This is a genomic window from Desulfoferrobacter suflitae, from assembly GCF_022603395.1.
Taxonomy (GTDB): domain Bacteria; phylum Desulfobacterota; class Syntrophobacteria; order Syntrophobacterales; family Syntrophobacteraceae; genus Desulfoferrobacter; species Desulfoferrobacter suflitae.
This window is the reverse complement of the sequence record NZ_JAIBKA010000010.1, coordinates 88,686-107,242: the sequence shown is the minus strand read 5'-3', so window position 1 is coordinate 107,242 and position 18,557 is coordinate 88,686. Positions and strand designations below refer to the sequence as shown.

At 58.0% G+C, this 18,557-nt stretch carries 17 protein-coding genes; 12 read left to right on the top strand and 5 right to left on the bottom strand.

Annotated features, from left to right (window positions below; genetic code table 11):
• Positions 1–41: 41 nt before the first annotated feature.
• The 4 genes from K1V27_RS17115 to K1V27_RS17100 all read left to right on the top strand — a co-directional run bounded on the left by K1V27_RS17115 (position 42) and on the right by K1V27_RS17100 (position 5,811).
• A complete protein-coding gene (locus tag K1V27_RS17115; protein WP_258931268.1) occupies positions 42–1,466 on the top strand; it encodes a basic amino acid/polyamine antiporter in 1,425 nt (474 codons plus the stop codon).
• Between the two features lie 17 nt (positions 1,467–1,483).
• A complete protein-coding gene (gene arcA, locus K1V27_RS17110; protein WP_258931267.1) occupies positions 1,484–2,749 on the top strand; it encodes an arginine deiminase in 1,266 nt (421 codons plus the stop codon).
• 109 nt (positions 2,750–2,858) lie between these two features.
• Positions 2,859–4,454: a YfcC family protein gene (locus tag K1V27_RS17105; protein WP_258931266.1), complete on the top strand. Its 1,596-nt coding sequence runs from the start codon at positions 2,859–2,861 to the stop codon at positions 4,452–4,454.
• Between the two features lie 58 nt (positions 4,455–4,512).
• On the top strand, positions 4,513–5,811 hold the full coding sequence (locus K1V27_RS17100; protein WP_258931265.1) for a patatin-like phospholipase family protein: 1,299 nt from the start codon (positions 4,513–4,515) through the stop codon (positions 5,809–5,811).
• A gap of 83 nt (positions 5,812–5,894) precedes the next feature.
• On the opposite strand, the gene K1V27_RS22925 is transcribed toward K1V27_RS17100, so the two are convergent.
• Positions 5,895–5,942 carry an SEC-C metal-binding domain-containing protein gene (locus K1V27_RS22925; RefSeq protein WP_353740609.1) on the bottom strand — a complete coding sequence of 16 codons (48 nt, stop codon included), beginning with the start codon at positions 5,940–5,942 and terminating at the stop codon, positions 5,895–5,897.
• Between the two features lie 325 nt (positions 5,943–6,267).
• Here K1V27_RS22925 and yedE point away from each other — a divergent pair, with 325 nt between their 5' ends.
• The 7 genes from yedE to K1V27_RS17065 all read left to right on the top strand — a co-directional run bounded on the left by yedE (position 6,268) and on the right by K1V27_RS17065 (position 12,365).
• Complete coding sequence (gene yedE, locus K1V27_RS17095) at positions 6,268–7,407, top strand: YedE family putative selenium transporter (protein WP_258931264.1); 1,140 nt, start codon at positions 6,268–6,270, stop codon at positions 7,405–7,407.
• A gap of 23 nt (positions 7,408–7,430) precedes the next feature.
• Complete coding sequence (locus tag K1V27_RS17090; protein ID WP_258931263.1) at positions 7,431–7,649, top strand: sulfurtransferase TusA family protein; 219 nt, start codon at positions 7,431–7,433, stop codon at positions 7,647–7,649.
• Positions 7,646–8,206 carry a putative Se/S carrier protein gene (locus K1V27_RS17085; RefSeq protein WP_309574022.1) on the top strand — a complete coding sequence of 187 codons (561 nt, stop codon included), beginning with the start codon at positions 7,646–7,648 and terminating at the stop codon, positions 8,204–8,206. Before K1V27_RS17090 ends, K1V27_RS17085 begins: the two co-directional genes overlap by 4 nt.
• On the top strand, positions 8,194–9,069 hold the full coding sequence (locus tag K1V27_RS17080; RefSeq protein WP_258931261.1) for an NAD(P)H-hydrate dehydratase: 876 nt from the start codon (positions 8,194–8,196) through the stop codon (positions 9,067–9,069). Before K1V27_RS17085 ends, K1V27_RS17080 begins: the two co-directional genes overlap by 13 nt.
• Positions 9,062–9,703: a sulfurtransferase-like selenium metabolism protein YedF gene (yedF, locus tag K1V27_RS17075; protein ID WP_258931260.1), complete on the top strand. Its 642-nt coding sequence runs from the start codon at positions 9,062–9,064 to the stop codon at positions 9,701–9,703. The genes K1V27_RS17080 and yedF overlap by 8 nt, the downstream gene beginning before the upstream one ends.
• A 17-nt stretch (positions 9,704–9,720) precedes the next feature.
• Positions 9,721–10,767, top strand: a complete 1,047-nt coding sequence (gene selD, locus K1V27_RS17070; protein WP_258931355.1) for a selenide, water dikinase SelD — start codon at positions 9,721–9,723, stop codon at positions 10,765–10,767.
• Between the two features lie 443 nt (positions 10,768–11,210).
• Positions 11,211–12,365 (top strand): TRAP transporter substrate-binding protein, encoded by a 1,155-nt coding sequence (locus tag K1V27_RS17065; RefSeq protein WP_258931259.1) that lies wholly within the window; start codon positions 11,211–11,213, stop codon positions 12,363–12,365.
• A 160-nt stretch (positions 12,366–12,525) separates the two neighbouring features.
• On the opposite strand, the gene K1V27_RS17060 is transcribed toward K1V27_RS17065, so the two are convergent.
• The 3 genes from K1V27_RS17060 to K1V27_RS17050 all read right to left on the bottom strand — a co-directional run bounded on the left by K1V27_RS17060 (position 12,526) and on the right by K1V27_RS17050 (position 16,322).
• A complete protein-coding gene (locus K1V27_RS17060) occupies positions 12,526–13,848 on the bottom strand; it encodes a TRAP transporter large permease (RefSeq protein WP_258931258.1) in 1,323 nt (440 codons plus the stop codon).
• Positions 13,845–14,381, bottom strand: coding sequence for a TRAP transporter small permease subunit (locus K1V27_RS17055; protein ID WP_258931257.1), 537 nt, complete (start codon positions 14,379–14,381; stop codon positions 13,845–13,847). Before K1V27_RS17055 ends, K1V27_RS17060 begins: the two co-directional genes overlap by 4 nt.
• Positions 14,382–14,555: 174 nt before the next feature.
• Positions 14,556–16,322 carry a gamma-glutamyltransferase family protein gene (locus K1V27_RS17050; RefSeq protein WP_258931256.1) on the bottom strand — a complete coding sequence of 589 codons (1,767 nt, stop codon included), beginning with the start codon at positions 16,320–16,322 and terminating at the stop codon, positions 14,556–14,558.
• Between the two features lie 279 nt (positions 16,323–16,601).
• On the opposite strand from K1V27_RS17050, the gene murI reads away from it, so the two are divergent.
• Positions 16,602–17,435 (top strand): glutamate racemase, encoded by an 834-nt coding sequence (gene murI, locus K1V27_RS17045; protein WP_258931255.1) that lies wholly within the window; start codon positions 16,602–16,604, stop codon positions 17,433–17,435.
• On the opposite strand, the gene K1V27_RS17040 is transcribed toward murI, so the two are convergent.
• Positions 17,398–18,345 carry a carbohydrate kinase family protein gene (locus K1V27_RS17040; RefSeq protein WP_258931254.1) on the bottom strand — a complete coding sequence of 316 codons (948 nt, stop codon included), beginning with the start codon at positions 18,343–18,345 and terminating at the stop codon, positions 17,398–17,400. The two genes, murI and K1V27_RS17040, sit on opposite strands and share 38 nt — an antisense overlap.
• Positions 18,346–18,557: the final 212 nt, after the last annotated feature.

Below are 18,557 nucleotides of genomic sequence, written 5' to 3'. Positions count from 1 at the left end.
GAGTAGGCCGCTGCAAATCTTATGACAGAGGAGAGTAAAGTATGGCATCGGAACAGAAATTTTCACGCATGACGCTGACCGCCATGGTCGTCGGGTCCATGGTGGGGGCCGGCATCTTTTCTCTGCCGGCCCGTATAGGAGCAGCCACCGGGCCCTTCGGGGCGATCGTTGCCTGGCTTATTGCGGGATTCGGCATGTTGATGCTGGCTTTTGTGTTTCAGTCCCTGGCGGTGCGCAAGCCTGACCTCGATGCGGGCATTTTCGCCTACGCCAAGGAGGGGTTCGGTGACTACCTGGGGTTTGCGGCAGCTTTCGGTTTCTGGGCCGGGACCTGCCTTGGCAACACCACCTACTTCGTGCTGATCAAATCCACCCTCGGGGCTTTCTTTCCGGTCTTTGGCGACGGCAACACGCCGGCCGCGGTGTTTGTCTCCTCCATTGTCCTGTGGGCGGTGCACTTCATGGTCCTGCGGGGCATCAAGGAGGCGGCGTTCATCAATAAAGTCGTAACTATTGCAAAGATTATTCCCATCATTCTTTTTATTGTGGTCATGGCCTTTACGTTCCAATACGACCTGTTCGCCGCCAGTTTTTGGGGCGGGGGCGATTACACCGGCGCCGATATATTCAATCAGGTGCGCAGCACCATGCTGGTAACGGTGTTCGTGTTCATCGGCATCGAGGGCGCCAGTGTCTACTCCCGCTACGCCAAACGACGCGAGGACGTGGGCTGGGCCACTGTGGCCGGCTTTATCGGCGTGCTCTGTCTGCTGGTGCTGGTGACCCTTCTGCCCTATGGCGTTCTGCCGCGACCTGAACTGGGAGCATTACGGCAGCCCTCCATGGCGGGGGCTTTTGCCGCCGTAGTTGGCCCCTGGGGACTCAAGTTCGTCAGCGCGGGGCTCATCGTTTCGGTACTGGGAGCCTATCTGGCATGGTCGCTGCTGGCCGCTGAAGTCCTCTACTCCGCCGCCAAGTACGGGCTGGTGCCATCCTCGCTGGGCCGCCAAAACCCGCACCAGGTCCCGTCAGTGGCTCTGTGGATCACCAACATCCTGGTGCAGGTCTTCCTGATCCTGACCCTTTTTGCCCAATATGCCTTTGATTTGGCGCTGGAGATGACCAGCGCCATGACGCTCATCCCTTACGTTCTGGTGGCCGGCTACGGTCTTAAACTGACTCTGACCCGGGAAACTTATCAGCAAGGATCCGCAGATCTTGGTAAGGACATGATCTTTGCCGCGGTCGCCACCATCTATGCCGTTTTCATGCTCATTGCGGGCGGACTCAAACATGTACTCCTTTCCTGCATACTTTTTGCGCCCGGCACCCTGTTGTTCGTCTTTGCCAAACGGGAGCAGGCCGGACGACTGTTTACCGCGTCTGAATGGGGCTTGTTGGCCCTGATACTGTGCGGGGCGGGTGTCGGTGTCACCGCCCTCGCCACTGGCATGATCACCATGTAATTACGGAGGAAATTGAGATGAGTGACACAAGCAACACGGAGCCCGTTTATGGCGTTCATTCGGAAGTGGGCATCCTGCGCAAGGTCTTGGTCTGCGCTCCCGGGCTGGGGCACATCCGCCTCACTCCGAGCAACAACGACGATCTGCTGTTCGATGATGTTTTGTGGGTCGAGATGGCCAAACGCGACCACTTCGACTTCATGAACAAGATGCGCGAGCGCGGAGTGGAAGTCGTGGAGATGCATAACCTGCTGGCGGAGACAGTTGCCATCCCGGAGGCGCGATCCTGGATCCTCGACCGCAAGATCACCCCGAACAACGTTGGTTTGGGACTGATGGAAGACACCCGGGCTTACCTGGAAAGCCTGAAGCCCCGGGCGCTGGCGGAATTTCTGATCGGCGGTCTTTCGGTCGTCGACATTCCGGAAGAATACGCAACGTCCGAATACTTGTCCCTGGTGCGCGAGGCCCACGGTGTTTATGAATATCTGCTGCCGCCCCTGCCCAACACTCTTTACACCCGGGACACGACCTGCTGGATCTATGGCGGCGTCTCCCTGAATCCTCTGTTCTGGCCGGTGCGGCGGGAAGAGACCCTGCTGACCACCGCCATTTACAAGTTTCACCCGAGTTTTGCCAACGCCGGAATCAAAGTCTGGTGGGGCGACCCGGACCAGAACTTCGGACTGGCGACTGTGGAGGGCGGGGATGTTTTGGTTGCGGGCAATAAAGTGGTGTTGATCGGCATGAGCGAGCGGACTTCCCGCCAGGGGATCGCTCAGCTCGCCGCCGCCCTGTTTGAAAATGGCGCCGCCGAGCGGGTGATCGTGGCGGGCATGCCCAAGCTGCGTGCCGCCATGCACCTGGACACGGTCTTTACTTTCGCCGACCGTGACCTCGTGACCCTCTACCCGCCGATCATGGACCAGGTCCATACCATCTCACTGCGCCCCAGCGACAAGCCCTCCGGGATCGAAAAGACCCTGGAGAAGAAGCCTTTCGTCGACGTGGTCGCGGAGGCGCTGAACCTGAAGAAGCTCCGGGTCATCGAGACCGGTGGGGATCACTACGCCGCCGAGCGCGGACAATGGGACAGCGGCAACAATCTGGTCGCTCTGTCCCCTGGGGTGGTGGTCGCCTATGACCGCAGCACCTGGACGAACACGGAGCTACGCAAGGCCGGGGTCGAAGTCATCACCATTGTCGGGGCCGAGCTCGGCCGCGGGCGGGGTGGCGGACACTGCATGACCTGCCCCCTGATTCGAGATCCCATCGACTTCTAGTGCCAAAACCGGCGACGGCCCCGGAGCGCCTGATCCGGGGTGCGCCGCATGACGCTTATGAACCTTTGCATGAGGCTCTTGAACAGCTCAGAAATGGCCAGGTGTAATTATGGCTGAAAAAACACTGAATGCCGGCTATATGGCTCAACCGCGCAAGCGCGAGTTCGAATTTCCGGGTCCCGTGACGATGCTGGTGATTGTCACCATTTTGGTCTGGCTTGCCGCTCTGTTCATTCCCCCCGGCAAATATCTCATCGATGCTGACGGTTCCGCTATCCCCGGCACCTACCACAGGGTCGAATCGCCGCTCACCTTCGGCGAAAGGATCGGGCAACTGGTTCTGGCACCCGTCAACGGCACTTACGGCCTGTTCAACCCCGAAACCGGCATGATCGGTACCGAGAGAGTCGGGCGCCTGTTCGGTCAGATCGGCGTTATCGTCTTCATCATGTCCATCGGCGCCTTCATTTCCATCAGCTTTGCAACCCGCAGCCTCGAAGTGGCCGTTGCTGCACTTGCCAGCCGGCTGCGCACACGCGGCTGGCTGCTCATAAGCGTCGTCATGGTGCTGTTTTCTCTGCTCGGTTCCACCATGGGCTTTTCGGTAGAGACCCTCGGGTTCTACGCGCTGTTCATCCCGCTCATGTCTGCGCTGGGCTACGACCGCCTGGTTACCGCTGCGATGATTATCGTCGGCGCCACCATCGGCATCATGGGCTCTACGGTAAATCCCTTTTCCATTGGTGTGGCTGCGGGCGAGGCCGGAGTCGGCATCGGCGACGGTATTGTGCTGCGTTTGTTTCTTTGGGCGGTCTTGACTACTATGGCCGTGGGTTGGGTGCTGCGCTATGCCGCCAAGGTGCGCCGGGATCCGAGTGCCTCGTTGATCGGGTTCGAGGATGTCCGCACCGAGGACGAGTCGGCTGCTGATCTTATGGCTGAAGACCTGACGGCCAATCCCACAATTGCCGATGAGCGCCTGACAAGCACTCAGAAATGGGTGCTCGCTATCACGGTCTTCGCCTTCGGCCTCATGATCTTCTCGGTGATCCCCTGGTCGAGTCTCATCGGCGGCACCACCGGGCCGGCCGACTACTACGGGACGCATAAGGTGGCCGGCGCCGAGCCCTTCTGGTTTGAACTGGACTGGTGGTTCCCGCAACTGGCGATGCTGTTCATGCTCATGTCGGTTCTCGTTGGGCTGGTGGCGCGAATGGACGAAAAGGAGATCGTGCGGCTGATCGCGGTGGGCGCCTCGGATATGATGAAGCCGGCCATCGTTATGCTGCTGGCAGGGGGAGTTTCCGTCATCATGACCAACACCCAGACCCTCGGCACAATCCTTTACTCTATTGAGAAGCTCATGGCCGGCGCCTCGGTAGGAACCTTTGCGGTAGCCACGATGCTGGTGAACATTCCCCTGGCGTTCCTGATCCCGTCCAGCTCCGGTCACGCCACCTTGGCCATGCCCCTGCTCTCCCCTCTGGCCGATTTTGCCGGTGTGAGTCGAGCCACCACCATCACCGCCTGGATTATGGCCCACGGTCTGACCCTGCTGGTTTCACCGACCAATGTGGTGGTGGTTGCTGGTCTGGCCATCGCAAAGGTTGGCTACGACAAGTACCTGCGGTTTATGTGGCCGCTGCTGTTAGGGCTGTTCGGCGCAGCCGCCGCCCTCGTCGTCATTGCCGCTCACCTGGAATGAGTCACAGGAATTTCCATCAAGGCTGTCAGGGGGGCCGGAGAAGCCCGTGAGGTGGCTGATGCCGATAAAAGGAGACGAGGTGACCTGCCAGGATATAACTGCACGGAGAGGAGGTAGAAGGCGAGCCGTCAAGGGTTGTCTAACTTTGGATCTCGGGAAATTGGCGTTACTGGTGTGCTGCGCCGCGGTATCACTGAGTTTTCAGAACTGCGCCATTTTGAAGCTCAATAATCCGTTGCCCGTTGATCTCGAAAATCGGGTCCAGATGCCGGGCATGCCTGGAGTGAGGGCGTGGGGTGATGAGTACAGCAAAAGCTTCGAACGGAGTGCGTTAGAATCCGTCGAGGAAGAGAAAGTGGCCAATAATGGCGAACTGGAGCCGGTGGTTTACGTGCTGTCACTGTCGGGCGGCGGAGCCGAAGGGGCATTCGGGGCGGGCATTCTGTGCGGCTGGACCAAGGCCGGCACCCGTCCTCAATTCAAAATGGTGACCGGCATCAGTACCGGGGCGCTGATGGCGCCGTTCGCTTTTCTCGGTTCAGATTATGATCAACAGCTCGAAAAATTCTACACGACCATATCGAGTGACGACATCTATCAACCATACGGGCCGCTCACGATCCTGCTGTCGCTGGCTAACCTGAAAGCGCTGCCGTCAATGGCCGACAGCCGCCCCCTGACCCGCCTGGTGGCTCGGGTCATCGATGCGAATTTACTGCAAAAAGTCGCCCAAGAGCATTTGAAGGGGCGGCGGTTGCTCATTGGGACGACCCAATTGGACGCTCAGCGGTTGGTTATCTGGAACATGGGGGCCATCGCTGTCAGCGCCCATCCCCAAGCCCTTGAGCTGTTCCGGAAAATCATGGTGGCATCGGCCTCCATTCCTGTCATGTTTCCTCCACAGAACTTCGAAGTGGAGGCAGCAGGACAAAATTTCCAGGAAATGCATGTGGATGGCGGCACCAGAGCGCAGGTGATGCTGTACGAGTCTTCCATCAGGTTTCTAACGGTGTCATCCAGGCGCTCCCGTAGACTCTTTATTATTCGCAACGAGCAGGTTCACCCCGAATGGCAGGACGTCAAGAGACAGTTGAAATACATCGCTATCAGGAGCATTGACACCCTCCTTAAATCCCAGGGGGTCGGCGACCTCTTTCGCCTCTATGTTTTTGCTCAGCGTGATCAGTTTGACTATAACCTGGCCTACATCCCCCCAGACTTTACCTCCAGGCCCATCTCGTCATTCGATACGGCCTACATGAACCAGCTTTTTCAATTGGGTTACCAACTGGCCCGTCGGGGTCAGCCGTGGCGCAAATACCCGCCGGGCTATGAGCCCGCACCCCTCGGGGAGTGACTGAGGTTTTCCGACTTTCCGACGGCTTCCTTCCCTAATCCATTTGTTCCGCTGTTACCACCTTCCTGGGCAGACAGCACTTCTTATATTTTTTTGCCGCTGCCACAGGGGCAGGGGGCGTTGCGGCTGATCTTCCTGGCTGCACCATCCTTCAGTCGAAGGGTTGCGAAGGGGTTCTACCCGAGGAGCCTTTGTTCGCTTTGTCTGCATTGGGATGCGATCATCTCGCAAAAGGGCGTGAAGTGAAACCGGTGCTGCGACGCGCATGAGAAAATTCCATATTGACGGGAACGCGATACTATCCTGATGCATGCCTGTGGTCTATGCGTTTGTTGCAAATGATCAAGAATATCAATTTGTATTATTCGGCCGCCCTATGTATATGAAAAAGCCGTCGGGAAAGGAGGGTGTTTGCTCTGGAACTTATGGCTTCATAGAACGAGGGGAGGATTCGAGATGTTCAGCAATAGAAACCTGCTCGCGACCCGCTGGGGAATCATCCTTGTCGGGGCCGCCATCGGCGTGTTGGCTCCGCTTCTGCAAAAGCTCGGCAATCCAGGCAATATGGGCGTCTGTGTGGCCTGTTTTGAGCGGGATATAGCCGGGGCCATCGGCTTACACCGGGCTGCCGTGGTTCAGTACATGCGCCCGGAGATAATCGGATTTGTGCTTGGTTCTTTGGTGGCGGCCTATCTCTTCAAGGAATTTCGTGCCCAATCCGGTTCTGCTCCCATAGCGCGCTTTGTGCTGGGAGTTTTTGCCATGATCGGCGCGCTGGTTTTCCTGGGTTGTCCGTGGCGCGCCATGCTGCGGCTTGCGGGCGGAGACGGAAATGCGATCCTGGGTCTGCTGGGACTGGCGGCCGGCATATGGATCGGCACTCTTTTTTTCAGAACCGGCTACAACCTGGGGCGTACACAGGCCAACCATTCCTCAGTCGGATGGCTGCTACCCATGATCATGGTCGGTTTTTTGGCGCTCCTGATTGTTTATCCACAGGTTGAGGGACAGCCGCAGAGCGGGATTCTCTTCTACAGTGTGGAAGGACCCGGATCAATGCACGCCCCTGTGCTCATCTCGCTGATTACCGGCCTTGTCATTGGATTTTTGGCTCAGCGAAGCCGCTTCTGCACCATGGGTGCTTTCCGCGACCTGATCCTGTTTCGTCAATCGCATCTCTTCATGGGCGTGGTTGCTCTGACAGTCAGCGCCTTTCTCACCAATCTGATCCTCAAACAGTTTCATTTTGGATTTGCCGGACAGCCGGTCGCTCACACCATGCAGCTGTGGAATTTCGCCGGCATGGCGCTGGCCGGACTGGCCTTTGCACTGGCGGGAGGCTGCCCCGGGCGCCAGCTTTTCCTGGCCGGCGAGGGCGACGGGGATGCAGCGGTGTTTGTTCTCGGGATGATTGTTGGGGCGGGAATTGCGCACAATTTCGGACTTGCCAGTTCTCCCAAAGGCATTGGTCCGCACGGCATGGCGGCGGTTATCATCGGTTTCGCCGTTTGCCTTGTGATCGGCTTCACCATGAGGCAGAAATCGGTTCGACAGCCGCTCAAGGAAGAGTTGACTGCCGCTACAAAAACAGCTTGAGCACAAATTGAGGAGTACAAAAGATGAGTGCAACGGTCGATGCCAGAGGACTTTCCTGTCCTCAACCGGTTCTAATGACTTTGGACACGCTCAAGACAGTGGATCATGGCGAAATTGTTATTCTCGTTGATACCGACACTTCCAAAGAAAATGTGATTCGTGCGGCCTCGAGCAAAGGATGGCAGGTGAGGAGTGTTCAACCGGAAGGGATTGAATATCGAATCACTGTGGCAAAGGTTTGACCTTGTCAATACTGCACTTTTTCAAACGTTTCCGAACTAAGGCGGCGCCTTCACGGGATGGTCGAGATCGAGGAATTCTTGTCTTTGACCATACCAGCGACGTGATACGGGCGGAGCAGATCCTTCGGAGTCACGGGTGGACAATCCGGGTTATGGGGCCGCCGCCGGAGATACGAAGCGGATGTGACCTGGTCATCGAGTTTCCGCTGATAGAAAAGCTCAATATCCTGCGTGCCGTTGAAGCCGCCGGGATACGCCCCAGAGGGGCGGTGCCGGTGAGCAGCCCTCTGTTGCAGCCGGTGAACCTCTTCCAGGTCAAAGACTTTGGTCCTTACCTGATGGTTCGAGCCGCCAACATGAAGCTCACCGTCGAAAAGGAGACCCGTGTTATCGTGAATGTATCGGGCGGCGGCTGTCCGGATGTGCCCTACCTTGCCGCACAGATGGTGGGGAAGTCCCTTGGCGAAGCACCCAACCCCAAAGAGATCGGACATACTCTCTGCGGCTACGCCCTCCATCTCGCCTATGAGGAGCTATCACGCCGATGCTTGGCGTAGTGGGAACGGTGCCGGATCAGGACTTTCCTCTGCTTTGGGGTGAGGTGCAGATTGCCGGCGGGCATCTCCGAATTGCCGACAGACTGGTGCCGATCCTGCGCGGAACCCCGGCTCTGCTCGCCGCCGCCGTAAGGACCGCCGAATCTCTGGCCCAACCGGCTCCCTTCGCCTACCTGGTGGGCGACATCGGTTTGGGAGAGGGCAGCCGCCGGCTCTATGAGCATCTCGCCCGCCATCTCTCGCAGGTTGAGTTTCAGACCCTTGTGTTTCATTATCTGCAACCGGATGTCGACTGGCACAACAAGATTTTGTTCGCTATAGAAGAAATGGAAGTCAGACCCGTCTTGATCGCCGACGCGGGCTACATGTATGCCGCCAAGATGAGCGGGCAGGCGGCAGCCTATGACCTGTTTACTCCCGACGCCGGTGAGCTTGCCTTTCTGGCTGATGAACAAGCACCTCATCCCTTTTACACGCGCGGGTTCATCCTGCACCAGGACAACCGGGTAGCGAAGCTTATCGAGAGAACCTACAGGCATGAAAACGGCGCGCGCTATCTTTTGGTGAAGGGAGATCGTGATTACCTTGCGGATCGGAACGGCATTTTGGCGGTCGTCGATCAGCCCTGCGAGGAGGCGATGGAGGCCATTGGAGGTACGGGAGATGTGCTCACGGGCATCGTTTCCGCGCTGATCGAGTCCGGTGTGAAGATTGCCCAAGCCTGCGTTGCTGCCGCTCGGGCCAATCGCATTGCGGGCTGCTACGCAGAGCCGACCCCCGCCACGCAGATAGGGCAAATCGTTGCGATGATCCACAGGGCGCTGGCGGATTTGCTGGAAACCGAAGGCAAGTTGCATGACTAAAATCATTGACGCAGAATGGATGGAAGGTATGGCAGAGGTAAGACTGGATTGCAGGGGGCTGGCGTGCCCCAACCCGGTTCTCAAAACCAGGGAGCTGATCGATCGGGGGGACGTGGAGCGGTTGACCGTTGTTGTCGACAATGAGGCAGCGGGAGAGAACGTGCGTCGTTTCCTGGTGCGCAGCGGATACCAGGTGCAGTCGGAACGGAATGGAGAGGATATTGCCGTAAGCGGCAGCCGTTCACAACAGGCTGTGTGTGAAATCGCTTTGCCCGAGACTGCTGAAAAAAGCGAACAGAAGGTGCTTGTTTTGGTAGGAGCCGATCGGTTGGGCAGAGGCGACGACGAGCTCGGCACCAAGCTGATGATCAGTTTTTTGGGAACTTTGAAAGAAATGGGATCGAGCCTGTGGCGTCTGGTGCTGCTCAATTCCGGCGTGAAACTGGCCGTGGAAGATTCCGCCGCTTTGCCGGCGCTGCAGGAATTGGAACAGGAAGGCATCGGTATTCTGGTATGCGGTACCTGCCTGAACCACTTTGAGCTGCTGGAGCGGAAAAAGGTCGGTGAGACCACCAACATGCTGGATATTGTGACCTCCATGCAACTGGCCGACCGAGTGATCAGCATGACATGAAGGGTGACATTGGATTTATGGAAAAAACCACAGTAGAACTTGCAAAAGGCGTGCGGGCTGCGGGCTGAGCGGCAAAGATCAGTCCAGGGGACCTGGCTGAAATTTTACTGGAACTGCCGCTGAAGCCGGATGCAAACCTCATTGTCGGCCTGGAACATTGCGAGGATGCGGGAGTCTATCGCATAAGTGAAGATCTGGCGCTGATCCAAACCGTTGATTTTTTCACCCCCATCGTCAATGACCCGTTTGATTTCGGAAGGATTGCCGCGGCCAACGCCCTGAGCGATGTCTACGCCATGGGTGGCCGCCCCATTACGGCCATGAACATTGTCTGCTTCCCCATCGGCAAGCTCGACAAGTCGATCCTCAAAGAAATTCTGCGGGGTGGTCTGGAGAAGATTTATGAAGCCGGGGCAGCGCTTGCCGGCGGGCACAGCGTAGACGATCTGGAACTGAAATATGGGCTTTCGGTCACCGGGCTGGTGCACCCGGACCGTGTATGGGCCAACGCCGGGGCCAAGCCCGGGGATGTGTTGATTTTGACTAAGCCGCTCGGCACCGGGATTCTGGCGACCGCCATCAAGGCCGGCCTGGCTTCGGCCGCCGCTGAGGCCGCCGCCATCGAGCTGATGGCGACCCTCAACAAGCAGGCGGCGGAAGTCTTGTTGCTCTATCCCGTCCACGGCTGCACCGATATCACCGGCTTCGGTCTGTTGGGGCATGCCCTGGAGATGGCTCAGGCCAGCAGGGTGACGCTGACCATTGAAACGGCAGAAGTTCCCATCATGGCAGAAGTGCTCGATCATGCGGGCATGGGCCTGGTGCCCGCGGGCAGCTACGCCAACCGCAACTTCTGTGCGTCGAGCGTGCGCGAGACGGGGACCATTGATCCGCTTTTGCTCGATGTCATGGCAGACGCGCAAACGTCCGGCGGATTACTGGTCAGCCTGCCGCCCGAAGTGGCGGCAAGAGCCCTGGAGAATCTCCATGCGGCGGGGATCGAGCAATCCGCCATCATTGGCCGCGTCTCCGAACGGAGCCGCGGCATCGTTGAGCTTCGTTAGCACTACAACGATGCTTCCTTTCACTGCCCGATGCGGGCGTTCGGCAGATTGTTGAAGCCCGGACCTGCGGCGCCGCGGTCCAATTGAACAAGACCGACTCCAAGAGCGACTCGGTATTGAAAACCGAGTCGCTCTGAAACGGGTGCCGTCACACCGCGGTGTAATCATTTGCTGGATGAGCGGTAATGTGGTATGCGTGATGAACCCGACTCTGGGCGGCACCCGGCGATTGCGCTCTCCTTGTTCCAGTGGCTGCGGAATGATCTGCTGACTTCTCCTCACACTTCAAACTTCCAGTGCTTCAAATGACTCTCTACGATGGCCTTCAACAGCAGGGTAGGGGGGCCTTGCCCGCAGTCCCACGGCGTTCAATCAAGGCGGTTGGTGTTCTGCCGGCCCGGATGTTCCGGGCCGTATCATTCACATCATGCAGGGAGGATCGTATGAGTCTTTTGTCTGTTTTGGAGATGCCCAAGGATCAAACAGCAAAGGTGGACAAGAGCAGGCGGGATTTCATCAAAAAGGTGGGCGCAGTCGGTGCGGCGGCAGTCGCCACGACGGCGGTTTCAGCCCCCTATGTGTGGGCTCAGGGGAAGACCTACAATTGGAAGATGGTCACGACCTGGCCTCCGGAGCTTCCGATTCTTCAAACCGGGTCCGAGCGTTTTGCCAGACGTGTCGAAGAGATGAGCAACGGCCGCATGAAGATCCAGGTGTATGCCGGAGGCGAGTTGGTGCCCCCCCTCGGCACCTTTGATGCGGTCTCACAGGGTACCGTGGAATGCGGCAGCGGCGCAGCCTACTACTGGGCCGGCAAAGTCCCCGCAGCCCAGTGGTTCTCGGCGGTGCCGTTCGGGTTCAATCCGCAGATGATCAATGCCTGGTTTTATTCGGGAGGGGGCCTGCAGCTGTGGGAGGAAGTCTATGCTCCTTTCAATGTTGTTCCGCGGCCGCAGGGAAACACCGGCGTACAGATGGGCGGCTGGTTCAACAAGAAAATAGAAAGCGTTGATGATTTTAAGGGACTGAAGATCAGGATTCCCGGCCTGGGGGGCAAAGTGGTCGCCAAGGCGGGCGCCACCGTGGTGCTGCTGGCCGGAGGCGAGATCTACACGTCACTGGAGCGCGGCGTGATTGATGCCACCGAATGGGTCGGCCCCCTGCATGACCTGCGCATGGGCTTCTACCAGGCGGCCAAGTATTATTATTATCCCGGCTGGCATGAGCCCGGGACATGCCTCGAGGTGATCTTCAACAAGAAGGCCTACGATGCACTGCCAAGCGATCTGAAAGCCATTCTGGATGCTGCGGCGGCCGAAACGAACATGTGGAGTCTGTGCGAGTTTGAAAGTCGCAACGGTGAAGCCCTCGAGACGCTGGTGAATGAGCACAAGGTTGAGCTCCTGCGTTTCCCCGATTCGGTCCTGACGGACTTCCAGAAGCTTTCCGCAGAGGTTTTGGAGGAAGAGGCTGAAAAGGATGCTGCGGCGAAAAAAGTAAATGAAGCTTTCAAAGCGTACAGGAAGAAGCTGGGAGGTTGGAACAAGGTTTCCGAAAAAGCATACCAGGACTACATCGCTTTTGGTCCGCAGCAGTAAGCTGCAGTGCCGGCAGGGGGTCAGGGGGTGCGCCGGCACTCCCTGACAATCCGCCATGTCGCAAGGACTTTTCGCCTGCCCGTAATATCTTGCCGCCTCACCGTGCCGTTCCTGCGGAACCATGTGTACGCTTGCCGGCCCTGCCGTGGGAAGGAGGTGCTCAGCGACCAGCCAATGCGCGCGGCAGCCAGGTTGCCGTTTCCGGAAAGAACACCACCAGCAGCAATCCGATCAACTGCAAAACGACATACGGTATGATCCCTCGATAGATGTGCCCGGTGGTTATTTCGGGCGGGGAGACCCCTTTGAGGTAAAACAGGGAAAACCCGAAGGGGGGAGTCATGAACGATGTCTGCAGGTTCACCGCAAACAGGATGGAAAACCACAGGGGATCGAAGCCCAAGTGTGCCATAATCGGTGCGAGTACGGGAATGTGGATGAAAGTGATCTCGATGAAATCAAGAAAAAACCCGATGACAAAAATAATGCACATGACAATGAAGACCACTCCCCATTTTCCGTAGGGAATGTGCTGAATGTAGCTGCGCACCACGTGGTCTCCGCCCAGACCGCGGAATACCAGGCCAAAGGCTCCCGCGCCGACGAGAATGATGAACACCATACAGGTGAGCCTGGTGGTGGAGGCCATGACCTGCTGCAGGACGTTAAAATCGAACCTTCGGTTGGCTATGGACAGCAGGGTTGCGCCGGTGGCGCCTACGGCAGCGGCTTCGGTGGGCGATGCGATGCCAAAGAAGATCGATCCCAACACTGAAACCATGAGAAACATGGGTGGGAAGAGCGCCTTGAGGACTCTCTTCCCCAATCCCCCGGCAAGAATCTCGCGCCATTCCCTGTCGGGGATGAGAGGCGCCCAGTGTGGCTTCAGCCGTGCGATCACCAGCACGTAAAGGGAATAAAGGGTGACCAGGATCATGCCGGGTATGATGGCTCCGACGAAGAGGTTCCCGACCGGCACTCCGACTATGTCGCCAAGCAGCACCAGCACAATGCTGGGAGGGATGATTTGTCCCAGGGTCCCCGAAGCGGCAATGGTTCCCGTGGCCAATTCGGCCTGGTAGCCGCGGCGCAGCATGGTGGGCAGGGAAAGCAAACCCATGGTGACAACCGTTGCACCGACAATGCCCGTCGATGCCCCCAGCAGAGCCCCCACAATCACAACGGATATGGCCAGCCCGCCGCGTATGCGGCCGAACAGCAGCGCCATGGTTTCCAGCAGCTCTTCGGCAATTCCCGAGCGCTCGAGCATGACTCCCATGAACACAAAGAGCGGCACGGCAAGCAGCGTGAAGTTGGTCATGATGCCCCAGATGCGCAGGGGCAGAAGGTTGAAAAAGTTCCATCCAAAACCGATGAGCCCGAAAAACAGCGCGGTTCCCAACAAGGTGAACGCCACCGGGAAGCCGATCATCAGGAGCACCGTAAGAACCGCAAACATGATGATTGGCAGGGACTCCATCATAGCGCCTCCTCCTCATCGGTCTTCAACGAATAGCCTAAGAGTGCCGTTAGAGACTTGAGCGCGAGGGATATTCCCTGCAGGGCGACGAGAAAAAAGCCGATGGGAATCACCGCTTTCAGGATATAGCGTGCCGGAATGCCACCGGGATCGGGCGATCCTTCACCGATGGACCAGGAATTGATAAAGAACTCCCAGGAGGTTGAGATGACCAGTATGCAGCCGGGCAAAAGAAAGAGCAGGGTCCCGAGCAAATCGACCCACGCCTGCTGCCTGGCGGTGAGTCTCTGGTAGAAGATGTCGACGCGCACATGGGCATCGTGCAGCAGTGTATAGCCTGCACCGAGCAAAAAAAGCGCCCCGAAAAGGTGCCACTCCAGCTCCTGAACAAAAACATAGCTGGTTCGAAACAGGTAGCGCATGACGACATCAACGGTCACCACCACGACCATGAGCCCGCTCAGCCAGGATACCGCCCTGCCCACCCTTTGATTGAGCCGGTCAATGCCGCCAACAATTTTCGTTATCCGCCACATCTTTCCTCCATCCGATTCCTGCGGGCTGCCGCCCTCAACTCAGATGCTGCGTATCATGTCTCCCTCACCCCGCCCCTCTCCCTTGACGGGAAGAGGGAACCCAATGCGTTGGGGGAGCAAAGTCGCAGCATAATAGCAGATATGGTTCAAGCCGCAACCGTTGACGTTGAAATTTCACCAGGCCAAGGCGCATGCGGGGAACACTGCGGCCTTGTTGCCCCTGGGGTCGGCGCCGGCTTCAAGCATGCCGTCGGTGTCGCGCCCTACGGCGCAGATGAAACCGGCAGCCCAATCGGCTTCATGTCGGGCAAGGTGTCCTCGGCTGTTGAGCCGATCGACCACCGGCCCCGGTATGCGCCCCTCCAGGCGCACTTGTTTGGGAAATGCATCGTGTGGATAAAAGATCGCCGGGCTGTGGTCGAAAGTCACTTTGGGAGCTTCGATGGCCTCCTGAACGGACATATTGAACAGCACCCGATTCAGAAAAAATTGGCTGGTCCACTGGTCCTGCTGGTCACCGCCCATGGTTCCAAAAACCATCCAGGGCTTTCCCCAGCGAAACGCCAAAGACGGGCTCAGAGTGGTGCGCGGACGCTTGCCCGGGGCGATCACGTTGGGGTGGCGAGCGTCGAGATAAAAGGTCTGCAGGCGCGTGGTGAGGGGAAATCCCAGCGAAGGTATGACTTCGTTTCCGGAAATCCATCCGCCGCTTGGAGTCAACGCCGCCATGTTTCCCCATTTGTCGATTACGGCAACATGGACGGTGCCGTATCCCCAGCTCGACCAGGAAAACACCTCATTTTCCGGCAAAAGCGGCGCCGACCGCCGCGGATCGCCCGGCCGATGCTGCCCGCTGGCATGACGGTGGTCAATGAGGGAACGCCTTGCATCGCCGTAATCGGCACTCAAAAGCTCTCCCAGGGGCACATCGAAAAAGCGCGGATCGGCGTAAAACTGTTCCCTGTCGGCATAGGCCAGTTTGGCCGCTTCGATCCAGACATGAAGGTAGTCGGCCGAGTTGTGCCCCATGCCGGCCAGATCGAATCCCTCCAGCAACTTGAGCAGCTGCAGAAAAACCGGTCCCTGAGACCAGGGTCCACACTTGAACACGGTCGTGTCGTGAAAATCAACGACAGCAGGCTCCTCCACAAAGGTTTGGAATCGGGCCAGATCACTCCGATGCAGCAAGCCCCCCTGAGCAACCACAAACGCCTCGATTTCAGCAGCGACATCTCCCCTGTAGAACATCTCGAGGGCAGCTTTGAGACCCGCCTGGCGCCCGTTTTTCCGACCATTTCCAGCTGCCCTGGTCAACGCCTCCAAAAGATCTGCCATGGCTTGATTCTTCAGTCTCTGCCCAGGCAGGGGCACGGATTGATGCGAATCCAGGTAAAGCTTGGCGGAAGATGGCCATAGGTCGAGAAACTTTTCGCGGTTGGCCCGGATGGAAAATCTCGGCATGTGAGCCAGCCCGGCATGTACGGGGAATCCGTCGCGCGCGATCCAACAAGCCGGTTCCGCGATGGTTTCAAAGGGCAGTGTTCCGTAGCGCAGGAGCATGGTGATCAAGGCGCCAAAAGCCGACGGCACTCCGGCGGCCAAGACCCCCTCGGGAGGAATCAGCTGAAAGCCGCGCTGCTGGTAAACCTCCGGAGTTGCTCCAGCCGGTGCTTCGGTATTGCCGTTGATGGCCACCACCCTGTCTTCCTGCGCCGCGTAGAGGAGCATCGGGCATTCACCGCCAATGGTGAACATATGAGGATTGACAACACCTTCCACCAGCGTTGCCGCAGCGGCTGCATCAAACGCGTTGCCCCCCTGCTTTAAAACGTCCATGCCGGCTTGAGCGGACAAGTAATGTTCACTGGCTATTGCTCCTCTGAACCCAACAATGCTGCCGCCAAAGGGCATTGCGGCATTTCCGCCGCCAAATGTGCGCATAGCAATCCCTCCTGAAATATGTCGAGTAAAATTGATCTGATAGCATGATTTAGGGCAAAGCTGAATCATTCAATGAACGTCAACGCGAAAAAGAGTTGATTTTCCACCGCCTGTTTTGGTTGTATCCTGCTGATCCCAACAAATTGCAGGGACCCTGTGGCAGCAGGTCCGGGAGTTTGTGCAGCGACGTCCTGGGAGACGGTTGTTCGAGCTCCGACCTGCATTTTTGGCAGGACGCTTAAGTGGTGTGTGACTCCTGGTGACGGAACGGGAAAGGTGATGAGCGAACATATCATGCAACGGCCCATTGGCGTCTTCGATTCCGGGGTTGGCGGTTTGACGGTTTTGAAGGCTCTCAGAGAGCAGCTGCCGAACGAGGATTTCCTCTATCTCGGGGATACCGCGCGGCTTCCCTACGGCACCAAGAGTGCGCAGTCGGTCACACGCTATGCGCAGCAGGCGGCTGGACTGCTCGTCGAAAGGCATGTGAAGCTCCTGGTGACAGCCTGCAACACCGCCTCCGCCATCGCATTGCCTTCGCTCCAGGAGCTGTTTCATCCTCTCCCCATCATCGGCGTCATTGATCCGGGTGCCGATGCGGCCTGCAAGGCATCCGTCGGCGGCAGCATAGCGATCATCGCCACAGAAAGCACCGTGCGCCAGGGAGCGTACTCGCAGGCGATCGCGCGCATCCGATCGGACGCTTCCGTGGTGTCCATTGCCTGTCCTCTGTTTGTGGCTCTCGCCGAGGAGGGCTGGGTGGCGGGGCATCTCGTAGAAGGAATTGTTGCGCATTACCTCGACCCGTTGTTCAAGAGTTCGCGCACGCAACCGATAGACTGCCTCGTTCTGGGGTGCACGCATTTTCCGGTGCTGACCGAGTCCATCCGAAAAGTTGTCGGGCTGCACATCACCCTGGTGGATTCGGCACATACCACCGCAGCTGCCGTAACGCACGAACTTGAGACCAGAAAGCTCCTGCGCACCATGCCCACCCATCCGGGTCATGTGCGCTTTTATGCAACCGATGGGGCGGAGCGGTTTGCTCGGGTGGGCCAAACATTCCTCGGGGAACCTATTGTCGAGTCTGAGGTAGAGATCGTAGACCTCTAGAGTTGAGGAAGCTGTTCAATTCGGCAAGTGTGGGAATGGCGGGACGAGCCCCCAGTCGGGTGCAGCACAGGGCTCCGGCGGCGCTTGCTATGCGCATGGCGCTGGAGAATTCGAGGCCGCGGGCGATGGCCAGAGCGAAGGCGCCGTGAAACGTGTCGCCGGCCCCGGTCGTGTCCACTGCTTCCACGCGGAACGCGGGCATTTTACCCCGTTGGGCGCCGAGTCTCCAGATCAGACCTTGCCCACCCAGGGTGACGACAACAAAAGGGGCATGGCGACTCAGTATTTCGGCAGCGGCCTGCATATTGCTTTGGCCGGTAAACTGGCGGGCGAATGTTGCCGAAGCAACCAGGTAGTCGGTATGGGGAAGCAATTCCACCGTCCCCTGGTGCACCGAGCCGGCATCCAGAACGGTCGGGATTCCTCTCCGTCTTGCAATTTGTCCCAGCGCGATTGAAAGGGTGGGTTCATGTCCATCAAAAAGCATGGTCAGAGGATTGTGCTCGGCTGGGTTGATGTCCGATATTTTCAAGGGGGCTGTTGCAGACTTGTAACACGCTACCGATCTGTTTCCGTCCGGTTTCACCAGAATGACCGATAGCGGGGTCGGTTCTGCCCGGCGCACCACCCATCCCGTATCCACCCTTTCAGACAGGAGCTCCCGGTGATGCTCGTCTCCGAAAACATCACGGCCCAGACAACCGGCGAAAGCGCTTCTGCCTGCAAGGCGCGACACGGTAACGGCGGCATTGGCTGCCGGTCCTCCTCCGCAACTCAGCAGGCTGGAGGCAAAACATTTTTCATCCGCTCCGGGGTGGTGATCGATCGTCATGACGAGATCGTGGGTCGCCAGCCCCACGCACAGAACATCAATGGCTTTCACCGGCTCTCTCCGTCGTTCGCTGGTCATGTCTCCATCCTGTTCCCTGGCCTGCATCGGCATAAACACTACTTGACAATTTTTTGCTTTTTTGGGAAGAAAACTTTACAGCAATGCGACAAGAAAACGGGGTGCTCTATCGCGCTGATCCGCGCAGAGCCCACACATTAACATGAGTTATGCCAGGCGCAGGCCATCCAGACTCATTGGTCCGGATGGCTTTTTTTATGCGCCAGATTCGG